The organism is Shewanella sp. FeAMO, from assembly GCF_053653955.1.
In genome coordinates this window covers 2,962,412-2,979,086 of sequence record NZ_CM132201.1, presented here as the reverse complement: position 1 = coordinate 2,979,086, position 16,675 = coordinate 2,962,412, and the positions used below count along the sequence as shown (strand labels likewise).

Below are 16,675 nucleotides of genomic sequence, written 5' to 3'. Positions count from 1 at the left end.
GCCGGCTTCTGTGGCTTGGCGGGATTCGCCGTAAGCCACAGAAGCCGGGTTAATGTTGACTCAGAGCTTGAATACTTCCATCCTGGCTTTGAGGCTATGGGTTAAGTTGCTGATCTCCTGGCACGCTATGGCCGTTTGCGATGCCCCTTCGGCCATTTCGGTCGACACGTTATTGATATGGTCGACACTGCGGTTCAACTCTTCCGATACCGCATTTTGCTCACTGCAGGCGGTAGCAATTTGAGTACTCATTTGGGCGATGTTTTCCACCGAGTGCTCTATTTCGGTTATTTGGTTTCCGGCTTCGTTAACCTGCTCTACGCATTGGGTGATACCCGTCTGACATTCTTGGCTGGAAAGACCGATTTTGCTGCTGTTTTCCTGCAGTTGATTAACGATGTCGACAATTTGCGAGGTTGAATCCTGAGTGCGCTGCGCCAAAGAGCGCACTTCGTCCGCGACCACGGCAAATCCACGTCCTTGCTCACCGGCTCTGGCCGCTTCTATGGCGGCATTCAGTGCCAGGAGGTTGGTTTGTTCCGCGATGCCGCGAATAACGTCGACTACCATATTGATGTTGTTTGAGCTTGATTCTAGCTCCCTTGCCAATAGATCGGATTGCTGAATGCTCTTGGACACTTGCTCGATAACCGCCACTGTACGTTGCAGGGTAGCAGTGCCTTGTTTGGCCACTTCGGTTGCCGAATAGGCCGACGTTGCCCCAGCCTCGGTGTTTTGAGCCACTTCGGCGACTGCAGCCTGCATTTGGGTCATGGCCGATGCGACAGAGCTGAGCTCTGATTGCTGGTTTTGCATACTCGAGGCATTTTGAGCCGAAATGGCACTCACTTCCTCCACCGCTGCGGTCAGTTGGATGGTGGAGTCGCTGATCTCAGACACCAGAGAGTGGAGGTTGGCCTGCATGGTGACCAACTCTTTCAGTAGTGTTCCCAGCTCATCTTTGGTCAGGGCCTGCTCATCTATGGCGTTATTCAGTTGTCCCTTGGCTATCTTGGCGGCGAATTTCAGGGCCCTGTCTATGGGGCGGCAAATTGCCCGCGAGAGCAGAGTGGAGGAGAGGGCTATCACCATTATGATGATGAGCGCACCTATGGCAGCACCGTACTGGGTCAATGAGGCTTCATGCTGAACGTCATCACTGATTTTATTGATTAGTTCATCATTGAGCCCCAAGGTATTGTCGAGACTCGTCAAGGCGCGGGAATAGGTATCAAAGCTGGAGAGGATCACCTGATTGGCGGTTGTCGCATCACCTTTTTTCAATAGTTCATTATAGGAACGGGTTTCCTGAATGTATTGATTCCAGGTGTCTTTAAAGGCTTTAAAAGCGTTCTGCTCTTGCCTGCTCAGATCCAAAGCTTCGTAGGCGACTATGCCCGCCTGAACGTCGGCTCTCAGTTTATCCAGCCCTTGCAGCCATTCACCTATTTGCGGGTTATCTATATTGGGAAGCAGTGAAAACTCATCTTTTCGAACCTTGGTGATATCGACTTGGATACCTTTCAATATGGCCACCGAAGGCAGGCTCTTGTCGGTCAGCACCTTGATATTTTGGTTCAATGCCGACAGGCTCAGTACCAATAATATGGCTACAGCAGCAAATACCACAAAGACGACCAGGTAACTCGCCCATATTTTTTTAACGACACTTAAGTCTCTAATATTCATTTACTTCCCCATCAAGGATTGGCTATTAGACAAATGTACAATAACTATAGCCTGATTCCGGGGGACTCCCACCTGTTATAAACAGTTTGCTATTCCGTTTGAAGATTGTGACTTTTCCAACGTTTGTGGGTGATGCCAAGTGAGTGCTAAAGCCAAAGCCAGGCGGGAGTTGTGTTTTTGCCAAGGGGAATAAATATGCGGCGTTACATGCTACGAGCCACTTAAGAAAGGTAGAGCGTGTTTACTTGAGACAAAAAAAGCCGGTCAGCATCTTGCCCACCGGCTTGGTAGAGTTCACGGCATCAGAGCCCTATTCAGTCAAGGCGCCGATTCTATTTAGCGGTATCACTCGTTATTGCCTGTCCCTGTCCATTGGATATTGGCTTTAATCTCTTCCACCAGACCGGCATCCTCTTCGGTAACATGACCTATAACACTGTAGATCTTGCCGACAACAGGTTGCTCGATATCGAATTGCGCCTGGCAGTATTCGATACCATTTTCTTCACCGGGGAACAGATAGGCTGGAATGCGATATTCCATACCTTCGTAGCTGAGGTTGAGATCGTAAAACTCCCTTACCTCATCACAGCTGAAGTCGGTGTTGGGCACATCGAAGTAGAGCCCCACCTTGGCGCCGCCATTATCCGCCGCAGTCATCTGCATGGTCAGGTGACCGAGCTGATAGCTTGCTTCCGTGGCCGCCGGCAGCTCCGCTGTAAACATACGACCTTGGGCATCGTCATCAGACTCAATATCCAGACGTTTTTCTACATCATCGGCTTTGCTGAACAGGGTATAGCGACCGTCCCATAGTTGCAGCACTTTGGCATTGTCACCGACACCGGCAATGGCGTCGTTCAGCTTGATGGTTTCCTGATGTTCAACACCTTCATCATCGCCGAACTCCAGCACCATTTGGCCTAGTTCATTAATGATATAAGTGGAGACTTCCATGGTTGCAGTGGCGGAACATTCGCTGAGGTTGTCTTGAGTACGGACATTACGCAGCACAGAGCCGTTTTTGAACTCCAGAGTGTCGCACCATACTTGCATCACACCGTCGTCGTTCTCGTCTGCAGAACCCCATTCTGTGGTGAACCAGGTTTTGCCTTCCAGCGGATGTTTGGGCTCTGGTTCGACACCGTTATCGGCAACCTTGACTTTGAGGTCGGTCTTCACAGCTGCATGTTTGCCGTCATTGACTGTCACAGTGATCACAAAGTCGCCGGCAACCAGAGGCTTGCCGGACAAACGCAATGAGTCACCTTGCTCAATTTTCAGGGCGATACCTTGCATATCTGTCACGGCGCTGAAGGTCAGTTGATCTTTATCCTGATCGCCAAACAGCTCATCCAGGTCAATCACCTGATCGATTTGATTGCCTACTGTCAGCGCCATGCGCGCCAGTTCAGCTTCCAGTTCGGTTTTTTCAGCCGGGTTGATGACAGGAGTATGGTTGATACTGCTGACTTCAATCTCAATTTCCAGTGGGTAAGAGCGGGCGCCCTTGCTGTCGGTGGCGTAAGCGTGCAGCTCAATTTCACCGGCTACCTTAGGTGTGCCGCTGAGTACGCCTGTTTTGGCATCGAATGCCAGGCCCAGGGTTTCCAGTGCTATGTTGCCATCTTCCTCCATCAGGCTCAGAGTGAAGCTGTCGTTGTCCTTGTCGGCAAAAGCGGCTGACAAATCTACGGCAGTCATCGGCTGACCCAGTTCCACTTCAATTTGGGTCAGCTTGTCCAGCTCAGTCTGGCTCAAGGCAATATGAGGCCTGTGGTTGGACTCTACACCGCCTGCTGGGGTGATCACCGGCTCGTAGTCGTCGAGTTTGTCACCGGCTTCTAGCTTGGCAGCCACATCTTCAACCAAGAGTTGCAGATGCGCTTCAGCCAGGCCCTGATGGCTAACCAGCGTCTCGCCGACAATGTTCAGCGCTTGAGCGACCTTGTTGGCACTACTCTTGGCCAGATAGTCACCAAACAGCAGCTCTGGTTCGGCTTTAAGTTCTGCAAATTGAGCCGACACAGCTTTTTCGGCATCTGCCTTGGATACACCTTGGTTGGCGTCCATATGCTTGACAACCAAGTCGGTCAGCGGGCTGATCACCAGGCTGTTGGCATCTTTGCTTGCCGGGGCCTTGAGCTCAAAGGTTTTTTTCACCAAGCCGCGGCTTTCATCCATGGTCTTGTCGGCAACAGCCTTAACACACAGTTTTTGTCCCTGATATTGGCCATCGATCCGGGCAATACCGCCTTTGCCGGTTGTCGCCACTTTGGTTTGGCAGTTTTCGCCGGCATAAACGTCGGCATTCACCAGATAACCATCAATGGCTGTGACCGAAAATGATTTGGCTGTGGGGTTGTCATTGTTGTCGCTGCCGCCGCAACCGGCCAGTGCCAGTGCTATTGACGCTGCAAGCAAAGTCGTCTTCTTCATTCTTTATCCCAAAATAATTAGAGCGCCTTGATGACGCCCATCCACCTTTTTAGATACAAAAGTTCCATTTAAAGGGATGCAGATGATAACTTTGATAAATAAAAGATAAATTGATTGGCTTCACATAAAATTCATGATTAAAAACAGTGTGATAGGTTGAATTTTGAGCTGTGGTTTAATTTTGGGCACATATTGGCGTCATAATCGCCAAAAGTGCCGCTATCTGAGTTTTTACTTGTCAGAAGTAAGGATATGTGCCGCCTGAATGGATTGATAAATGCTTATAAATAAGAGGGTTATTGACGGCTTGTTAATTGCGTCTCGGGTAGCAGAAATGAAAGCTCTGGATTGAATTAGCGCATATTTAGCCCACGCCAATGCGCGGAGGTTAAGCCGCCGGTTTGTTAAAAGTGAACCTTGGTTCAGTGTAAAAAACAGCTCCGCAAGAGTGGCATCTGCGGAGCTGTTTTCAATGGAACTGTTCTAAATGGAGCTGTTCTAAATGGAACTGTTTTAAATGAGAGTTAAGCCGAATTTAATGCCCGTCGCCTTACTACTTTGTTTAGGAAACCTGTCTCAGGAGCTTTTTCAGTGGCTTGGGTTTAGGTGGCAGGGCTCAGTAGCCCGCCGCCTCACTGCCGGCGCGGCGCGGGTCAGATGCACCAAATTTACCTTCTTCGGTCACCATAATGCTCTGGGTGCTGCCCATGGAACTTTTGACCTTGACCTGGTGGCCCATGGCTTCCAGCAGCGCTATGGTGTCACCATTGAGGCTGCGCTCAACCCGAATTTCATCCGGCAGCCACTGGTGATGCATCCGTGGCGCAAAGCTGGCTTCGGCGATATTCAGGTCGTGGTCAATCACATTCATGATGATCTGCAGCACTGTGGTAATGATCCTGGCGCCACCCGGGCTGCCGGTAACCAGAAACGGCTGGCCGTCTTTCATTATCATGGTCGGGCTCATGGAGCTCAGTGGCCGCTTGTTGCCTTGTACCGAGTTGGCTTCACCGCCCACCAGACCATAACCGTTGGGGGTGCCGGGTTTGGCTGAGAAATCATCCATCTCATTGTTCAGCAAAATCCCTGTACCATCGGCCACCAGCCCAGAGCCATAACTGAAGTTGAGGGTATAGGTGTTGGATACCGCATTGCCCCATTTATCCACGACCGAGTAGTGAGTTGTCTGGTCACTTTCATAGGGTGCCAGCTTGCCGGGTTTGACCTGGCTCGAAGGAGTGGCGTGCTTGGTGTCGATACTCTTGGCCAATGTCTTGGCATAATCCGGGCTCAACAGGGCTTTGACCGGCACAGGATAGAAATCTGGATCGCCGAGATACTCGCTGCGATCGGCATAGGCCCGTCTCATGGCCTCGGCCATAAGATGCAAAGTGGCGGCGGTGTTGTGGCCCAGATCATGGATGGGGTACTGCTCGAGAATGTTGAGGATCTCTATGATATGGATGCCACCCGACGATGGCGGCGGCATGGAAACCACCTCATAGCCTCGATAGTGTCCGCGCACAGGCTGGCGCTCTATGGCCTGATAGTTGTTGAGATCTTCAAGGGTCATGATGCCGCCGGCGGCCTGAATGGCACTTACCAGTTTCTCGGCGGTTTCCCCTTGGTAAAATCCTTTGCTGCCCTGTTTGGCAATCAGCTCCAGTGAGTGAGCCAACTCAGGCTGCTTGATGATGTCGCCCGGTACAAAGCTGCTGCCATCTGCCTTGTAGAAGATGGCGGCAGAGCTTGGCCATTGGGAGATGCGGCGCTTAACCCCATCGAGGGAGTTGGCCAGATCTGAAGTAACGCTGATCCCTTCCCGCGCCAGTTTGATCGCCGGGGCTATCACTTGTTCCCGTTTCATGGTGCCATACTTGGACAGGGCCAGCTCCATGCCCATCACAGTGCCGGGAACACCCACCGCCAGGCCGTGCTCGCGGCTGAGTTTATTGACCGCATTGCCCTTGTCATCGAGGAAGATATCCCTGTGGGCCTTGGAAGGCGCCATCTCCCGATAGTCTATGGCTATGGTCTTGTTTTCCTTCGCCAGGTGTACCAGCATGAAACCGCCGCCACCTATATTGCCGGCCCGGGGCAAAGTCACTGCCAGGGCATAACCCACGGCCACTGCTGCATCTACTGCGTTGCCGCCTTGCTTGAGAATATCCACCCCGATACGGGAAGCCAGTGCCTCCTGGCTGGAAACCATGCCATGCTTGGCCCAAACGGGCTGGGCTGTGGCCATTTCACTGTAAATCGAGGATTCGTTGGCGGTAGCTTGTGGGCTGTAACTCAGGGTGGAGGCTGCAGGCAGAGCCAGAGCGACGGCGAAGATCAGCGGTTTTATCAGGCGCACTATATTTCCTTATACTGCTTTTGCTTAAGTTGCTATGCAATGTGCCGCCAATTATCCTTGATTGCAAGTTTGCCTCGGCATATGGAATAAATTTGGACAATAAGCACTGGCAGTGGCGTTTTGCCGCCAGCATTGATGAGATCCCCGCCGCCGAATGGGATCTGTGTCTGGCTGAAGAAGGCCAAACAGAGCCGGACAACCCATTTTGCCGGCATGCTTTTTTGAAGGCGCTGGAGCAAAGTGGCAGTGTCTGCGCCGCAGCCGGCTGGCAACCCATGCATTTACAGCTGTTTTGCGGTGACAGACGTTTGGCTGTGATGCCTCTCTATCTCAAGGATCACTCCTGGGGCGAATATGTGTTCGACTGGGCCTGGGCCGATGCCTATCAGCGCCACGGTGAAGCCTATTATCCCAAGCTGGTCTGCGCCATTCCCTTTACGCCTGTCACCGGCCCAAGACTCGGGATAGCGCCCGAGGCCAGGGCAGCGGCCACAGATATCCAGCAGGCGCTGGGGAAACTGTTTTGGCAACTGCTCGAAAGCTACTCCTCCTGGCATTGGCTGTTTGTCAATGAGGTGCAACTCGAGTCATTGCGGCATTTGCCCCAGACCTTGGTGCGGGAAGGAACGCAGTTTCATTGGTTTAACCGGGGTTACAGCAACTTTGATGATTTTTTGGCGCGGCTCAACTCCAAACGGCGCAAGAATATTCTCAAAGAGCGCCGCGCCTTGGCTGGCTTGCAGTTTGTCTGGCTCAGGGGCGATGAACTGCAAGATTGGCACTGGAAGCTTTTCTATCGCTGCTATCGGCAAACTTACCTGAAACGCTCCGGCCACCGGGGATATCTTCAGCCCGACTTTTTCAAGCTACTCGGTAAGTTGATGGCGGCCGAGGTGCGTTTGCTCCTGGTGCACCGCTTGGGTGAAACGCCGCAACAGGCGCTGGCATGCGCGCTTTATCTGCAGGGGAAAGATACCCTTTATGGCCGCTATTGGGGTGCACTTGAGGAGATCCCGGCGCTGCATTTCGAGGCCTGTTACTGGCAGGGGATAGACTACTGTATTGATAATGGCCTCAGTTGCTTCAACGCCGGTGCCCAGGGGGAGCACAAGCTTATCCGCGGCTTTGAGTGTGTCACCACCTATTCGCTGCATGGCATAGCGCATCCAGGCTTTCGGGAGGCGATAGCCGATTTCTGTCAAACAGAGGCCGGCAACAACCGCTTGTATCAAGCGCAGTTGCAGCAGGCCTTACCCTACAAAAAGGGCGATTAACCCAGCGCCAGCCAGACACCGACCCCCAACATCAGGCTGCCGGCTATCCGGTTGAGCAGACGGACATTGTTGCCACGGCTCAAAAACAGCCTCAGGCTCTTGCCGCCATTGGCATAGGCCAGCATGCAGATGAGCTCGGTACACATGATAATGCCGATGAGTGCCGTCAGTTGCGGTGCCATAGGTTGCTGCAGATTGATAAAGGGAGGCAGCAAGGAAATCATAAAGGCCCAGCCCTTGGGATTGGCAATGGCGGTGACAAAGCCTTGGGAGATCAACGCCGTGCGCTTGATACTTCGGGGTTGGTCCAGATTGGCCATCTTGCCCTTGGCCCGCCACATATTGATGCCGAGCCAGATAAGATAGGCACCGCCAAGATATTTGAGCCCCTGGAAGATCATCGGATGTTTCAACATAACCGTGGCCACGCCCAGCACGGCCGCCAAAGCCACCAGGGCGACCCCCACGAGTTCACCCAGCATCATCCACAGAGTGCGGCGCACCCCAATGCTCATCCCCAGTGTCATGGCCAGGGTCATGCACATTCCCGGGGTAACGGAAACAAAGAAAAAGGTTGGAATAAAAGCGGCGAGCAGGGCGTAGTCTTGCATTTTGGGTACAGCTGTCACTCAAAAAAGGGAGATCAGTCTAATGAAATCCTACCGGGTGACAAAGTAAAAAATTGCAGTGCTCAATATACTAAGGAAGGTGCGAACAAGTCCTCGTGGCACTCTGGCTTACACAGCAATTGGCGTTCAAGGCATCTGACTGAAGGCATGCCTGGGCCTGTCGAAGTCGGATAACGCAGAGAGCCGATTGCTGTGCAAGCCCCGAAGGGCGTGGCTTACAAGCCTGCCTGCTGTGTTGTGCTTCTTGCAAAGGACTAGGGCCATTTGCTGCGAACCACGCCTTGCATTCAGGCCTGTAAGCCGACGCAGAGCACACATGGGACTTATTCGCACCTTCCCTAAGGCGGAAAACAAGAGACCGATCATCAGATCGGTCTCAAACAGGTGATTTCGCTATCGGTTACAGCACGCCACGCTTCATTTGATCGCGCTCGATGGATTCGAACAACGCCTTGAAGTTACCCTCGCCAAAGCCGAGGTTGTTCTTGCGCTGAATAATTTCGATAAAGATGGGGCCGAACAGGTTTTTGGTGAAGATCTGCAGCAGATAGCCACTGTCATCCCCGTCCACCAGAATTTGATGATGCTTTATCTTGTCGCGGTTTTCCGTCACTTGCGGCACCTTGTCGAAGATGGTGTCGTAGTATTCAGGGATGATGTCCAGGGTCTCGATTGAGGTTCCTTCCATGGCATCGAGCGAGGCGACGATATCCCGGGTGCGGAACGCCAGATGCTGCACGCCCGGGCCGTTATATTCGCGCAGGTACTCATCAATCTGGTTTTTGTCGTCACCCTTGCCCTCATTGATGGGGATACAGAAGCTGCCATCGGGAGAGCGCAGGGCATAGGAGACCAAGGCGGTTTGTACGCCGCTGATATCGAAGTAACGCACTTCGGTGAATCCGAAGATATCCTTATAGAAATCAGACCATTGTTCCATAGTACCCTTGTGGACATTGTTGGTCAGGTGATCCACTTCCATAAAGCCTTTTTCAGGGACTATCACAGGGGCAGGCAGGTCGACAAAGTCTGTCTTGTAGATATTGTCCTGCTCGCCGAAACGGTCGATGAAGTAAATCAGGCTGTCGCCTATACCATAGATTGCCGGGTAGGGCAGATCAGTGTGGGCCTGATCTGCCGGACGGGCGCCGCGGGATACCGCCAGTTGCAGGGCATAATTGGCATCTTCTACCCGCCACCCCATGGAGCAGATGGCCGGGCCATGGCGCTTGGCAAATTCGGCGCTGAAGCCTTGACGCTCCTTGTTGAGCAGAAAGTTAATGTCGTTCTGCTTGTAATAGAAAATCTCCCTGTCCTTGGCTTTTTTCAGCATGGAGAAACCAAAGTCGATAAAGACCTGGTGCATGAAATCACTGTCCGGGGTTGCAAACTCGGTAAATTCGATACCGAGCAGTCCCAGTGGATTCTTTTCGCTTGCCATTTCTATGTCCTCTTCAATGATGTTGCTTGCGGCCATTCTCTGATGGCCTTGCTGGATATTCGGGTCCGGGCTCAGCGTTCGAGCCAGGAGCGGTTGTAATCAGTACTCATGCAGCTTTGCACATGGGTGGTTAATTGCAGCGGGGCAAAGGTATCCACCATAACGGCGTATTCATAGGTGTCTTTCTTGCCGATGGAGGCTTCGGTGCGCCCGGGCTGCGGCCCATGAGGCACGCCTTTTTGATGCAGTGTCAGGTAACCGGCATCTATGCCGGTGCGGCTCATAAAGTCGCCATCCACATAGTAGAGCACCTCGTCACTGTCGATATTGTTGTGGTAGTAAGGTGCGGGGATCGCCTTGGGATGGAAGTCGTAAGGTCTGGGAACAAAGTTGCAGATAACAAAGTTGTGGGCGGTAAACACCAGATGATCCGAGGGGGGCAGGTGAATCTTGCCTACCTTGGGCGCGTACTCTGTGATGTTGAAGGCCCAGGGGTAGACAAAACCGTCCCAACCCACCAGATCAAAAGGATGCCATTCCAGCTGAGTCAGCTGATACTTGTCGCCAAACTTGCTGACCAGAGGGAATTCCCCTTGCTCGACCCTGGCCTCTGTCAGTTCGGGTACCCGGATATCCCGCTCGCAATAGGGCGCCGACTCCAGCAACTGGCCATAGTCATTACGAAAGTGTTTGGGGATCTCCACCATGGAGAAGGATTCGATCACCAACAGGCGCACGTTACTGTAGTCCTTGAATTTCAACTGATAGGTGGTGCCGCGGGGGATCACCAGATAGTCCCACTTTTGCACCTTGAGCTTGCCGTATTCACTTAAGAGCTCGCCTTCACCCTCGTGGACAAATACCACCTCGTCGGCGTAGGCATTGCGGTAGAACAGCTCGGTATCCTCGGTGACTCTGGCAGTATAAATCGCCAGATCCTGATTGAAGAAAATCTTGTTGCGGGCACAGAAGAAGTGCCCCTTCCTGTCGGCCTGTTTACTGTCCAGTTTATAGTTCTGTACCAGGGAGTCCTGCCACACTTCACCATGGCTGAGCTCAAAAGGCTCAACGGTTAACGCCTTGGTAGGCATATTGTGGTGGTACTTGTTGGAATAGATATTGGAAAAGCCATGGGTTGAAAACAGCTCTTCACGGTAGAGTTCACCGGATGGCTTCTCAAATGCGATATGGCGCTTGTTGGGAACCTGCCCCTGTTTTACATAAAATGGCATCTGACTCTTCCTTGGTGGCGCTTGCAGTTAACCTTCTTTGGGAACCTTCGGCGGCCACTGTTGTTATTCTTGTTCTCTTTGCGCTCTTGTCTGTCGGAATTGCCGGTCGCTGGCAGCGCAAATGAGCCGTTTTTGTGATCTATCTTTCAATTTAGTTGCGCGCTTGTACAAAAAAAAGAATAATTATTCGGCATACTCAATCTAAAAATTTGATTGTCTTGTTGGATTTACGGGAGTGTAAACCTTGCGTATCGATATCGACGCCTTCAATGTGCTTAAGGTGGTGGTGGAAGAGGGCAGTTTTGCCAAGGCGGCAGAGCGTCTGCACAAGGCGCAGTCTGCGGTCAGTTATCAGATAAAGAAACTGGAACAATATCTTGGCGTTAATCTGCTTGACCGTAATCAATACCGGGCCGAGCTGACTCACGAAGGGCGGGTTATTTTGGCCGAGGGACAACGCTTGCTGGCACATCTTGGCAATATTGAGCATCTGGCCAGCCGTTTCAGTGAGGGGTGGGAGCCCAGATTGGAGCTGGTGATAGACGGCGCCTTGCCGATGGAGCCTATCATGACCGCCCTCAAGCGCATGACAGAGCATAAGATCCCGACCAAAATCCAGCTCAATATGGAGTTTCTCGGTGGGGTACAACACAGGTTTGAGCGCGACAGCGCTGATCTTATGTTGGTGAAAGACTATCGCAGTGGCCCCAGTTACCACCCCAAGCCCCTGCCTGCTATCACCAGTGTGTTGGTGGCAGGTAAAGACCACCCCTTGACTTCGCGCCGCGGCATTACCCTGTCAGAATTGCAGCAACATGTGGAGCTCACCATCGAAGACTCATCACCGGTCAAGAGCCAGCGCGATGAGCTGCAGTTCGGCGGCGACAAGGTCTTTTATCTCTCCGGTTTCATCATGAAAAAGAACGCCTTGCTCAAGGGCCTGGGTTTTGGCTGGATGCCGGACTTCCTGATAACCGAAGAGTTGGCTTGTGGTGATTTAAGTGAGCTGGACTTTGTCGGCGGCAGCCGTTTTCGTTTTATTCCTCAGTTGGTGTCGACGCTGGAGCGGCCTCTTGGCCGTGCAGGAAGGCTGTTTACTGAGCTGATTCTGGAGGAGTTTGAGCGCTTTCAGGGGGATAATGCCAGCGGTCTGGGTTGAAGCATTCTGTTACTTTTTACTCAAATCACATCCGTCTCCTCACTTGCTGTTTTGACATTTTATGTCATAGACTGAGTGCCAGGTCATTCAGACCCTAAACCATTGAGGGGGAGTTTCAATGAGCAAGAACAGCCATGAAGTGGATTATGAGATCAAGGGCGAGAGCATGCAGCTGGTTGAGGTGGAGCTGGATCCCGGTGAAACCGTGATCGCCGAGGCGGGCGCCATGACTTACATGGAGGAAGGGATCAGTTTTGAAGCGCGCATGGGCGATGGCTCAGAGCCGGATTCAGGATTCTTTGGCAAGTTGATGGGGGCCGGTAAACGTATGCTGACAGGTGAAAGCCTGTTTATGACCCATTTCAGCAATCAGGGCCAGGGCAAACGTCGGGTGTCGTTCGCCGCACCTTATCCCGGCACCATCCTGGCAATCGATCTCGATGAGGTCGGCGGTGAACTCATTTTGCAGAAAGACAGTTTTCTGGCCGCGGCTATGGGTACCCAGGTGACCATGAGGTTCAATAAGCGCCTGGGAACCGGTTTCTTCGGCGGTGAAGGCTTTATTTTGCAGAGCCTCAAGGGTGATGGCATGGCCTTTATTCACGCAGGTGGCACCTTGATCCGTAAAGAGCTTAAGGGCGAAACCCTGAGAGTGGATACCGGCTGTCTGGTGGGCTTTACCAACGGCATCGATTACGACATAGAGAGGGCCGGCTCTCTCAAGTCCATGGTGTTTGGTGGTGAAGGTTTATTTTTGGCGACACTTTCAGGGCATGGCATAGTGTGGCTGCAGAGCCTGCCGTTTTCCCGTATGGCCGACAGGATCATTGCCCATGCGCCTTCCGCCGGTGGCAGTGACAGGGGAGAGGGCTCAGTGCTTGGTGGAATTGGCCGTATGCTGGATGGGCGCTAAAGCGCTATTTGCGAAACTATCAGCAGAGATAGCAGTAAAGATAGCAGCGAAGAAAGGCAGTCAAGCGCTTAACCTATTTTGCCGACAAACAAAAAAGCCATGGTTTCTACCATGGCTTTTTGCTTTTGAACTTAGGGCTTTTGATAACGGTATCAATGTTCCAGGATCTCAATGATCCTGCGGGTCTTGTCGTGCAGCTTGAACAGTGTGCCTTCAATGTCGACCGTTATCAGGCCATCATTGCCCAGCGGCACAACCACTCGGCCGCGGGCATAGATATCATTATCAAGAATATCGCCCCTGTGATAGCGCTTCTGCCAACCCGGAGGCAAAGGTTCACCCCGGGCGGCTTTCTTTTGCAGTCCAGGGGGCAAATCTTTGTGGTCTTTATCCTGCTTGGCCAAAACGGCCGGACTGGCCAGCAGGGCACCCAGGCTGATTGCTACCAAGGCTTTGGATAGTTTGTTTGTCATAGTTTCTCTCCTGCGAGTAGAAGAATACGTTGCCATTCCTGCTCTGTGACCGGTTGCACGCTCAGCCTGGCCCCTTTTTGTACCAGATACATATGTTCGAGCTGCGAGTCTGCCTTGACCTCTTTGAGGCTAACTGTTCTGGCAAACTGACGTTCAAAGCCGATATCCAACTGAAACCAACGCGGTGACTCTGGGCTCGACTTGGGATCAAAGTAGGGTGACTCTGGATCCCAGGCCGTGGTATCGGCTTTGGCCTCTCCGACGACTCTGGCAGTGCCCACCACGCCCGGCGTTTTGCAACTGGAATGATAGAACAAAATGGCGTCGCCGATTTGCAGTTCATCGCGAATAAAGTTTCGAGCCTGATAATTGCGGATCCCGCACTAGGGTTCCACCTTGACCCGCTGTAGATCGCCGATACTGAATTCATCGGGTTCGGATTTCATCAACCAGTACTTCATGCTGGCACTCCTTGAGTGTTTTTACCAGAAAAGCTTACCAGCCTGTTAAGCACTTATTCAGCAAGGCAAGGGCAGACTGACCTCATTAGATTGGTAGATTATGCATTATTGTGATAATCGATGTAAAAGATTAGGAGTCGCCTATGGCCACGCTTAGCCTGACAGCTTCAACTGCTGATTATCAAACCTATCGTCATGATTTTGCCCGCGGGGAACAGGATTACAATCCCGCGACAGTCCACAAATTTGTTGCTGAAATGAAGCGCCAAGGCATGCTGCTAAACGAGTTCAGTTGGGACGATTGGTACCAAAACAGCCATATGGTCGACAGGCCTGAATATATCGCCGATGCTTCCTTGTATGAATGCCGCTTGCTGCTCAGTGCCATGGTGCGACTTGAGCGTTTCAGCCCGGGTGTCCTGCAGAACATGCGCCGCCAGGGGGTCATGTTGGCCTTACTGGAAAGAATGCAGCAACTGCAAAAGGCGGCCTGAGAATATCCGGGGGCTGATCTTATATTGTCCATTTTGCTGCCATGATCCCGTCATCGGCAGACTTTTTATTCAGGGCTCCTTTGAGAGCCCTGATGGTTTTTGAGCCATTATTCTTTAGTCTAAAAGCCGGTTTCCTTGCTTGTTATTCCAATGCGCCATTCGTTAGAGTCGTTATGAACCCTGCGCCCAGGCCGCAGTGAAAGCCAATCATTGCAGCTGTTTTTGATGCTTTTCAGATGCTGCCAATATGGTTTCACACTGTGAGGGGAGGGCCGCCGGCTCAGGGTGACAGACTCTTCCTATAACGATAAAACAACGCACGGAGGCTTAGATGTCTGCCAACAAGACAAGCAAGCAACTCAATGATTTACCTCTGTCCCAGAGCCGTTATCTGGGGCACAGTAATACTCCCTTGATAGACAAGACCATAGGCCAGTATCTGCAGGATATCTGCAACCGTTATCCGGACAACACTGCCGTGGTGATGCATCATCAGCAACTGCGCTGGAGTTATGCGCGCTATCTTGAAGAGATAGATAAGCTGGCCACAGGCCTGCTGGCACTGGGTATCGGCCCCGGGGATCGGGTCGGGATCTGGTCGCCCAATAATATCGAGTGGTGTCTGACTCAATTTGCTACCGCCAGAATTGGCGCCATCATGGTGTGCATCAACCCGGCTTATCGCCCGGAAGAGCTGGAATATGCACTCAGTAATGTGGGCTGTAAGGCACTTATCACTCACGACAAGTTCAAGTCCAGCGATTACCTGGCGATGCTGAATGAGCTGGCGCCGGAACTCAGTGATGCTGAGCCAGGCAGACTGATGTCCCGCCGTCTGCCTGAGCTGCGCTGCGTTATCCGCACCGGCAGTGACAAGACGCCGGGCATGCTGAATTTCCCCGAGGTATGTGCCATGGGCTCTGAGGCGGAATATGCCGATCTCAAAGGCATAGGTGAGCGTTTATCGCCCCATGATGCCATCAATATTCAATTCACCTCAGGCACCACGGGGAACCCCAAAGGCGCCACTCTGACCCACCACAATATTCTCAACAACGGCATGCTGGTGGCCGACGCCATGGGCTTTGGCCCGGACGACAAGCTTTGTATTCCCGTGCCTCTGTACCACTGCTTCGGCATGGTGCTGGGAAATCTGGTGTGTCTGGCCAAAGGCGCCACGGCCGTATTCCCATCCGATGCCTTTGATCCTGCTATTACCCTCAAGGTGGTTGAGCAGGAGCGCTGCACCGGACTTCACGGGGTGCCGACCATGTTTATTGCCGAATTGGAGTTGGCCAACTTCCAGGATTATGACCTCAGCAGCTTGCGAACCGGAGTGATGGCCGGAGCCACCTGTCCCGAGGAAGTGATGAAACGGGTGCATAAGCTGATGCATATGACGGAAGTCGTAATCGGTTATGGCCAAACCGAATGCAGCCCGATCAATAACATGACAGAGGTCGAGTCCTCGTTGGAGAAGCAGGTTACTACCGTGGGCCGGGCTCTACCCCATACCGAGGTGAAGATTATCGATGAGTTCGGTGAAATAGTGCCTGTAGGTCAGCCGGGTGAGGTGTGCAGCCGAGGTTACTGTGTGATGCTGGGGTACTGGAACGATCCGGCCAAAACCCAAGCCACCATAGACAAGGATGGTTGGCTGCACTCTGGCGATCTCGGGGTGATGGACAGCGAAGGTTATGTGCAGATAGTTGGCCGCATCAAAGACATGATTATCCGGGGCGGTGAGAACATCTATCCGCGGGAGATTGAAGAGAAACTCTACACTCATCAGGATATTCAGGATGCCGCGGTATTCGGGGTACAGAGTGAAAAATACGGTGAAGAGGTGTGTGCCTGGATCAAGATGCGCCCCGGCAGTACTGTCACTGAAGATGAAATCCGTCACTTCCTGACCGAAAAGGTGGCTTATTTCAAAGTGCCACGTTACATCAAGTTTGTTGAGCAGTATCCGATGACAGTTACCGGTAAAATTCAAAAGTTCCGCATGCGTGAGCTGATGTATGAAGAGCTGCACCGGGATATCAATGGCTGAGTCATTTAAACCGCAACAGTAAAAGAGAAGCGCCGCAATGCGGCGCTTCTTTATGGTTA

General features: G+C 52.3%; 12 protein-coding genes and 1 pseudogene. 5 read left to right on the top strand and 8 right to left on the bottom strand.

Annotated elements, in window-relative coordinates; genetic code table 11:
• Nucleotides 1-60: 60 nt before the first annotated feature.
• The 3 genes from ACWAU4_RS13420 to ggt form a co-directional block, all read right to left on the bottom strand.
• A complete protein-coding gene (locus ACWAU4_RS13420) occupies nt 61-1,689 on the bottom strand; it encodes a methyl-accepting chemotaxis protein (protein WP_028780798.1) in 1,629 nt (542 codons plus the stop codon).
• A gap of 345 nt (nt 1,690-2,034) precedes the next feature.
• On the bottom strand, nt 2,035-4,128 hold the full coding sequence (locus ACWAU4_RS13415) for a putative Ig domain-containing protein (protein ID WP_208124853.1): 2,094 nt from the start codon (nt 4,126-4,128) through the stop codon (nt 2,035-2,037).
• 616 nt (nt 4,129-4,744) lie between these two features.
• Complete coding sequence (gene ggt, locus ACWAU4_RS13410; RefSeq protein WP_208124852.1) at nt 4,745-6,487, bottom strand: gamma-glutamyltransferase; 1,743 nt, start codon at nt 6,485-6,487, stop codon at nt 4,745-4,747.
• 92 nt (nt 6,488-6,579) lie between these two features.
• Here ggt and ACWAU4_RS13405 point away from each other — a divergent pair, with 92 nt between their 5' ends.
• A complete protein-coding gene (locus tag ACWAU4_RS13405; RefSeq protein WP_208124851.1) occupies nt 6,580-7,761 on the top strand; it encodes a GNAT family N-acetyltransferase in 1,182 nt (393 codons plus the stop codon).
• Here the strand turns inward: ACWAU4_RS13405 and ACWAU4_RS13400 are convergent.
• The 3 genes from ACWAU4_RS13400 to ACWAU4_RS13390 form a co-directional block, all read right to left on the bottom strand.
• Nucleotides 7,758-8,372: a LysE family translocator gene (locus ACWAU4_RS13400; protein WP_025011125.1), complete on the bottom strand. Its 615-nt coding sequence runs from the start codon at nt 8,370-8,372 to the stop codon at nt 7,758-7,760. The two genes, ACWAU4_RS13405 and ACWAU4_RS13400, sit on opposite strands and share 4 nt — an antisense overlap.
• A 418-nt stretch (nt 8,373-8,790) precedes the next feature.
• Entirely contained in the window at nt 8,791-9,831 is a 1,041-nt protein-coding gene (gene hppD / locus ACWAU4_RS13395; protein ID WP_028780802.1) for a 4-hydroxyphenylpyruvate dioxygenase, read from the bottom strand.
• 71 nt (nt 9,832-9,902) lie between these two features.
• Nucleotides 9,903-11,063 (bottom strand): homogentisate 1,2-dioxygenase, encoded by a 1,161-nt coding sequence (locus tag ACWAU4_RS13390; protein ID WP_044734708.1) that lies wholly within the window; start codon nt 11,061-11,063, stop codon nt 9,903-9,905.
• A 244-nt stretch (nt 11,064-11,307) separates the two neighbouring features.
• On the opposite strand from ACWAU4_RS13390, the gene ACWAU4_RS13385 reads away from it, so the two are divergent.
• Both ACWAU4_RS13385 and ACWAU4_RS13380 read left to right on the top strand, forming a co-directional pair.
• Entirely contained in the window at nt 11,308-12,222 is a 915-nt protein-coding gene (locus ACWAU4_RS13385; protein ID WP_025011124.1) for a LysR family transcriptional regulator, read from the top strand.
• Nucleotides 12,223-12,340: 118 nt separating this feature from the next.
• Nucleotides 12,341-13,135: a TIGR00266 family protein gene (locus tag ACWAU4_RS13380; protein WP_044734707.1), complete on the top strand. Its 795-nt coding sequence runs from the start codon at nt 12,341-12,343 to the stop codon at nt 13,133-13,135.
• A 152-nt stretch (nt 13,136-13,287) separates the two neighbouring features.
• Here the strand turns inward: ACWAU4_RS13380 and ACWAU4_RS13375 are convergent, their stop codons facing one another.
• Nucleotides 13,288-13,608, bottom strand: coding sequence for a hypothetical protein (locus ACWAU4_RS13375; RefSeq protein ID WP_028780804.1), 321 nt, complete (start codon nt 13,606-13,608; stop codon nt 13,288-13,290).
• Nucleotides 13,605-14,069 (bottom strand): annotated as a pseudogene (locus tag ACWAU4_RS13370) (EVE domain-containing protein). Before ACWAU4_RS13370 ends, ACWAU4_RS13375 begins: the two are co-directional and overlap by 4 nt.
• A gap of 143 nt (nt 14,070-14,212) precedes the next feature.
• On the opposite strand from ACWAU4_RS13370, the gene ACWAU4_RS13365 reads away from it, so the two are divergent.
• Nucleotides 14,213-14,563 (top strand): DUF6508 domain-containing protein, encoded by a 351-nt coding sequence (locus ACWAU4_RS13365; RefSeq protein WP_025011120.1) that lies wholly within the window; start codon nt 14,213-14,215, stop codon nt 14,561-14,563.
• A gap of 331 nt (nt 14,564-14,894) precedes the next feature.
• The gene (locus tag ACWAU4_RS13360; RefSeq protein ID WP_208124850.1) at nt 14,895-16,616 is read left to right on the top strand and encodes an AMP-binding protein; all 1,722 of its coding nucleotides are present in this window, start codon (nt 14,895-14,897) and stop codon (nt 16,614-16,616) included.
• Nucleotides 16,617-16,675: the final 59 nt, after the last annotated feature.

Coding starts and splice junctions, on each gene's coding strand:
- ACWAU4_RS13375 (WP_028780804.1), bottom strand. CDS start 13,608: ATGACAAACAAACTATCCAAAGCCTTGGTAGCAATCAGCCTGGGTGCC.
- ACWAU4_RS13415 (WP_208124853.1), bottom strand. CDS start 4,128: ATGAAGAAGACGACTTTGCTTGCAGCGTCAATAGCACTGGCACTGGCC.
- ACWAU4_RS13360 (WP_208124850.1), top strand. CDS start 14,895: ATGTCTGCCAACAAGACAAGCAAGCAACTCAATGATTTACCTCTGTCC.
- ACWAU4_RS13390 (WP_044734708.1), bottom strand. CDS start 11,063: ATGCCATTTTATGTAAAACAGGGGCAGGTTCCCAACAAGCGCCATATC.
- ACWAU4_RS13400 (WP_025011125.1), bottom strand. CDS start 8,372: ATGCAAGACTACGCCCTGCTCGCCGCTTTTATTCCAACCTTTTTCTTT.
- ACWAU4_RS13420 (WP_028780798.1), bottom strand. CDS start 1,689: ATGAATATTAGAGACTTAAGTGTCGTTAAAAAAATATGGGCGAGTTAC.
- ACWAU4_RS13380 (WP_044734707.1), top strand. CDS start 12,341: ATGAGCAAGAACAGCCATGAAGTGGATTATGAGATCAAGGGCGAGAGC.
- hppD (WP_028780802.1), bottom strand. CDS start 9,831: ATGGCAAGCGAAAAGAATCCACTGGGACTGCTCGGTATCGAATTTACC.
- ACWAU4_RS13365 (WP_025011120.1), top strand. CDS start 14,213: ATGGCCACGCTTAGCCTGACAGCTTCAACTGCTGATTATCAAACCTAT.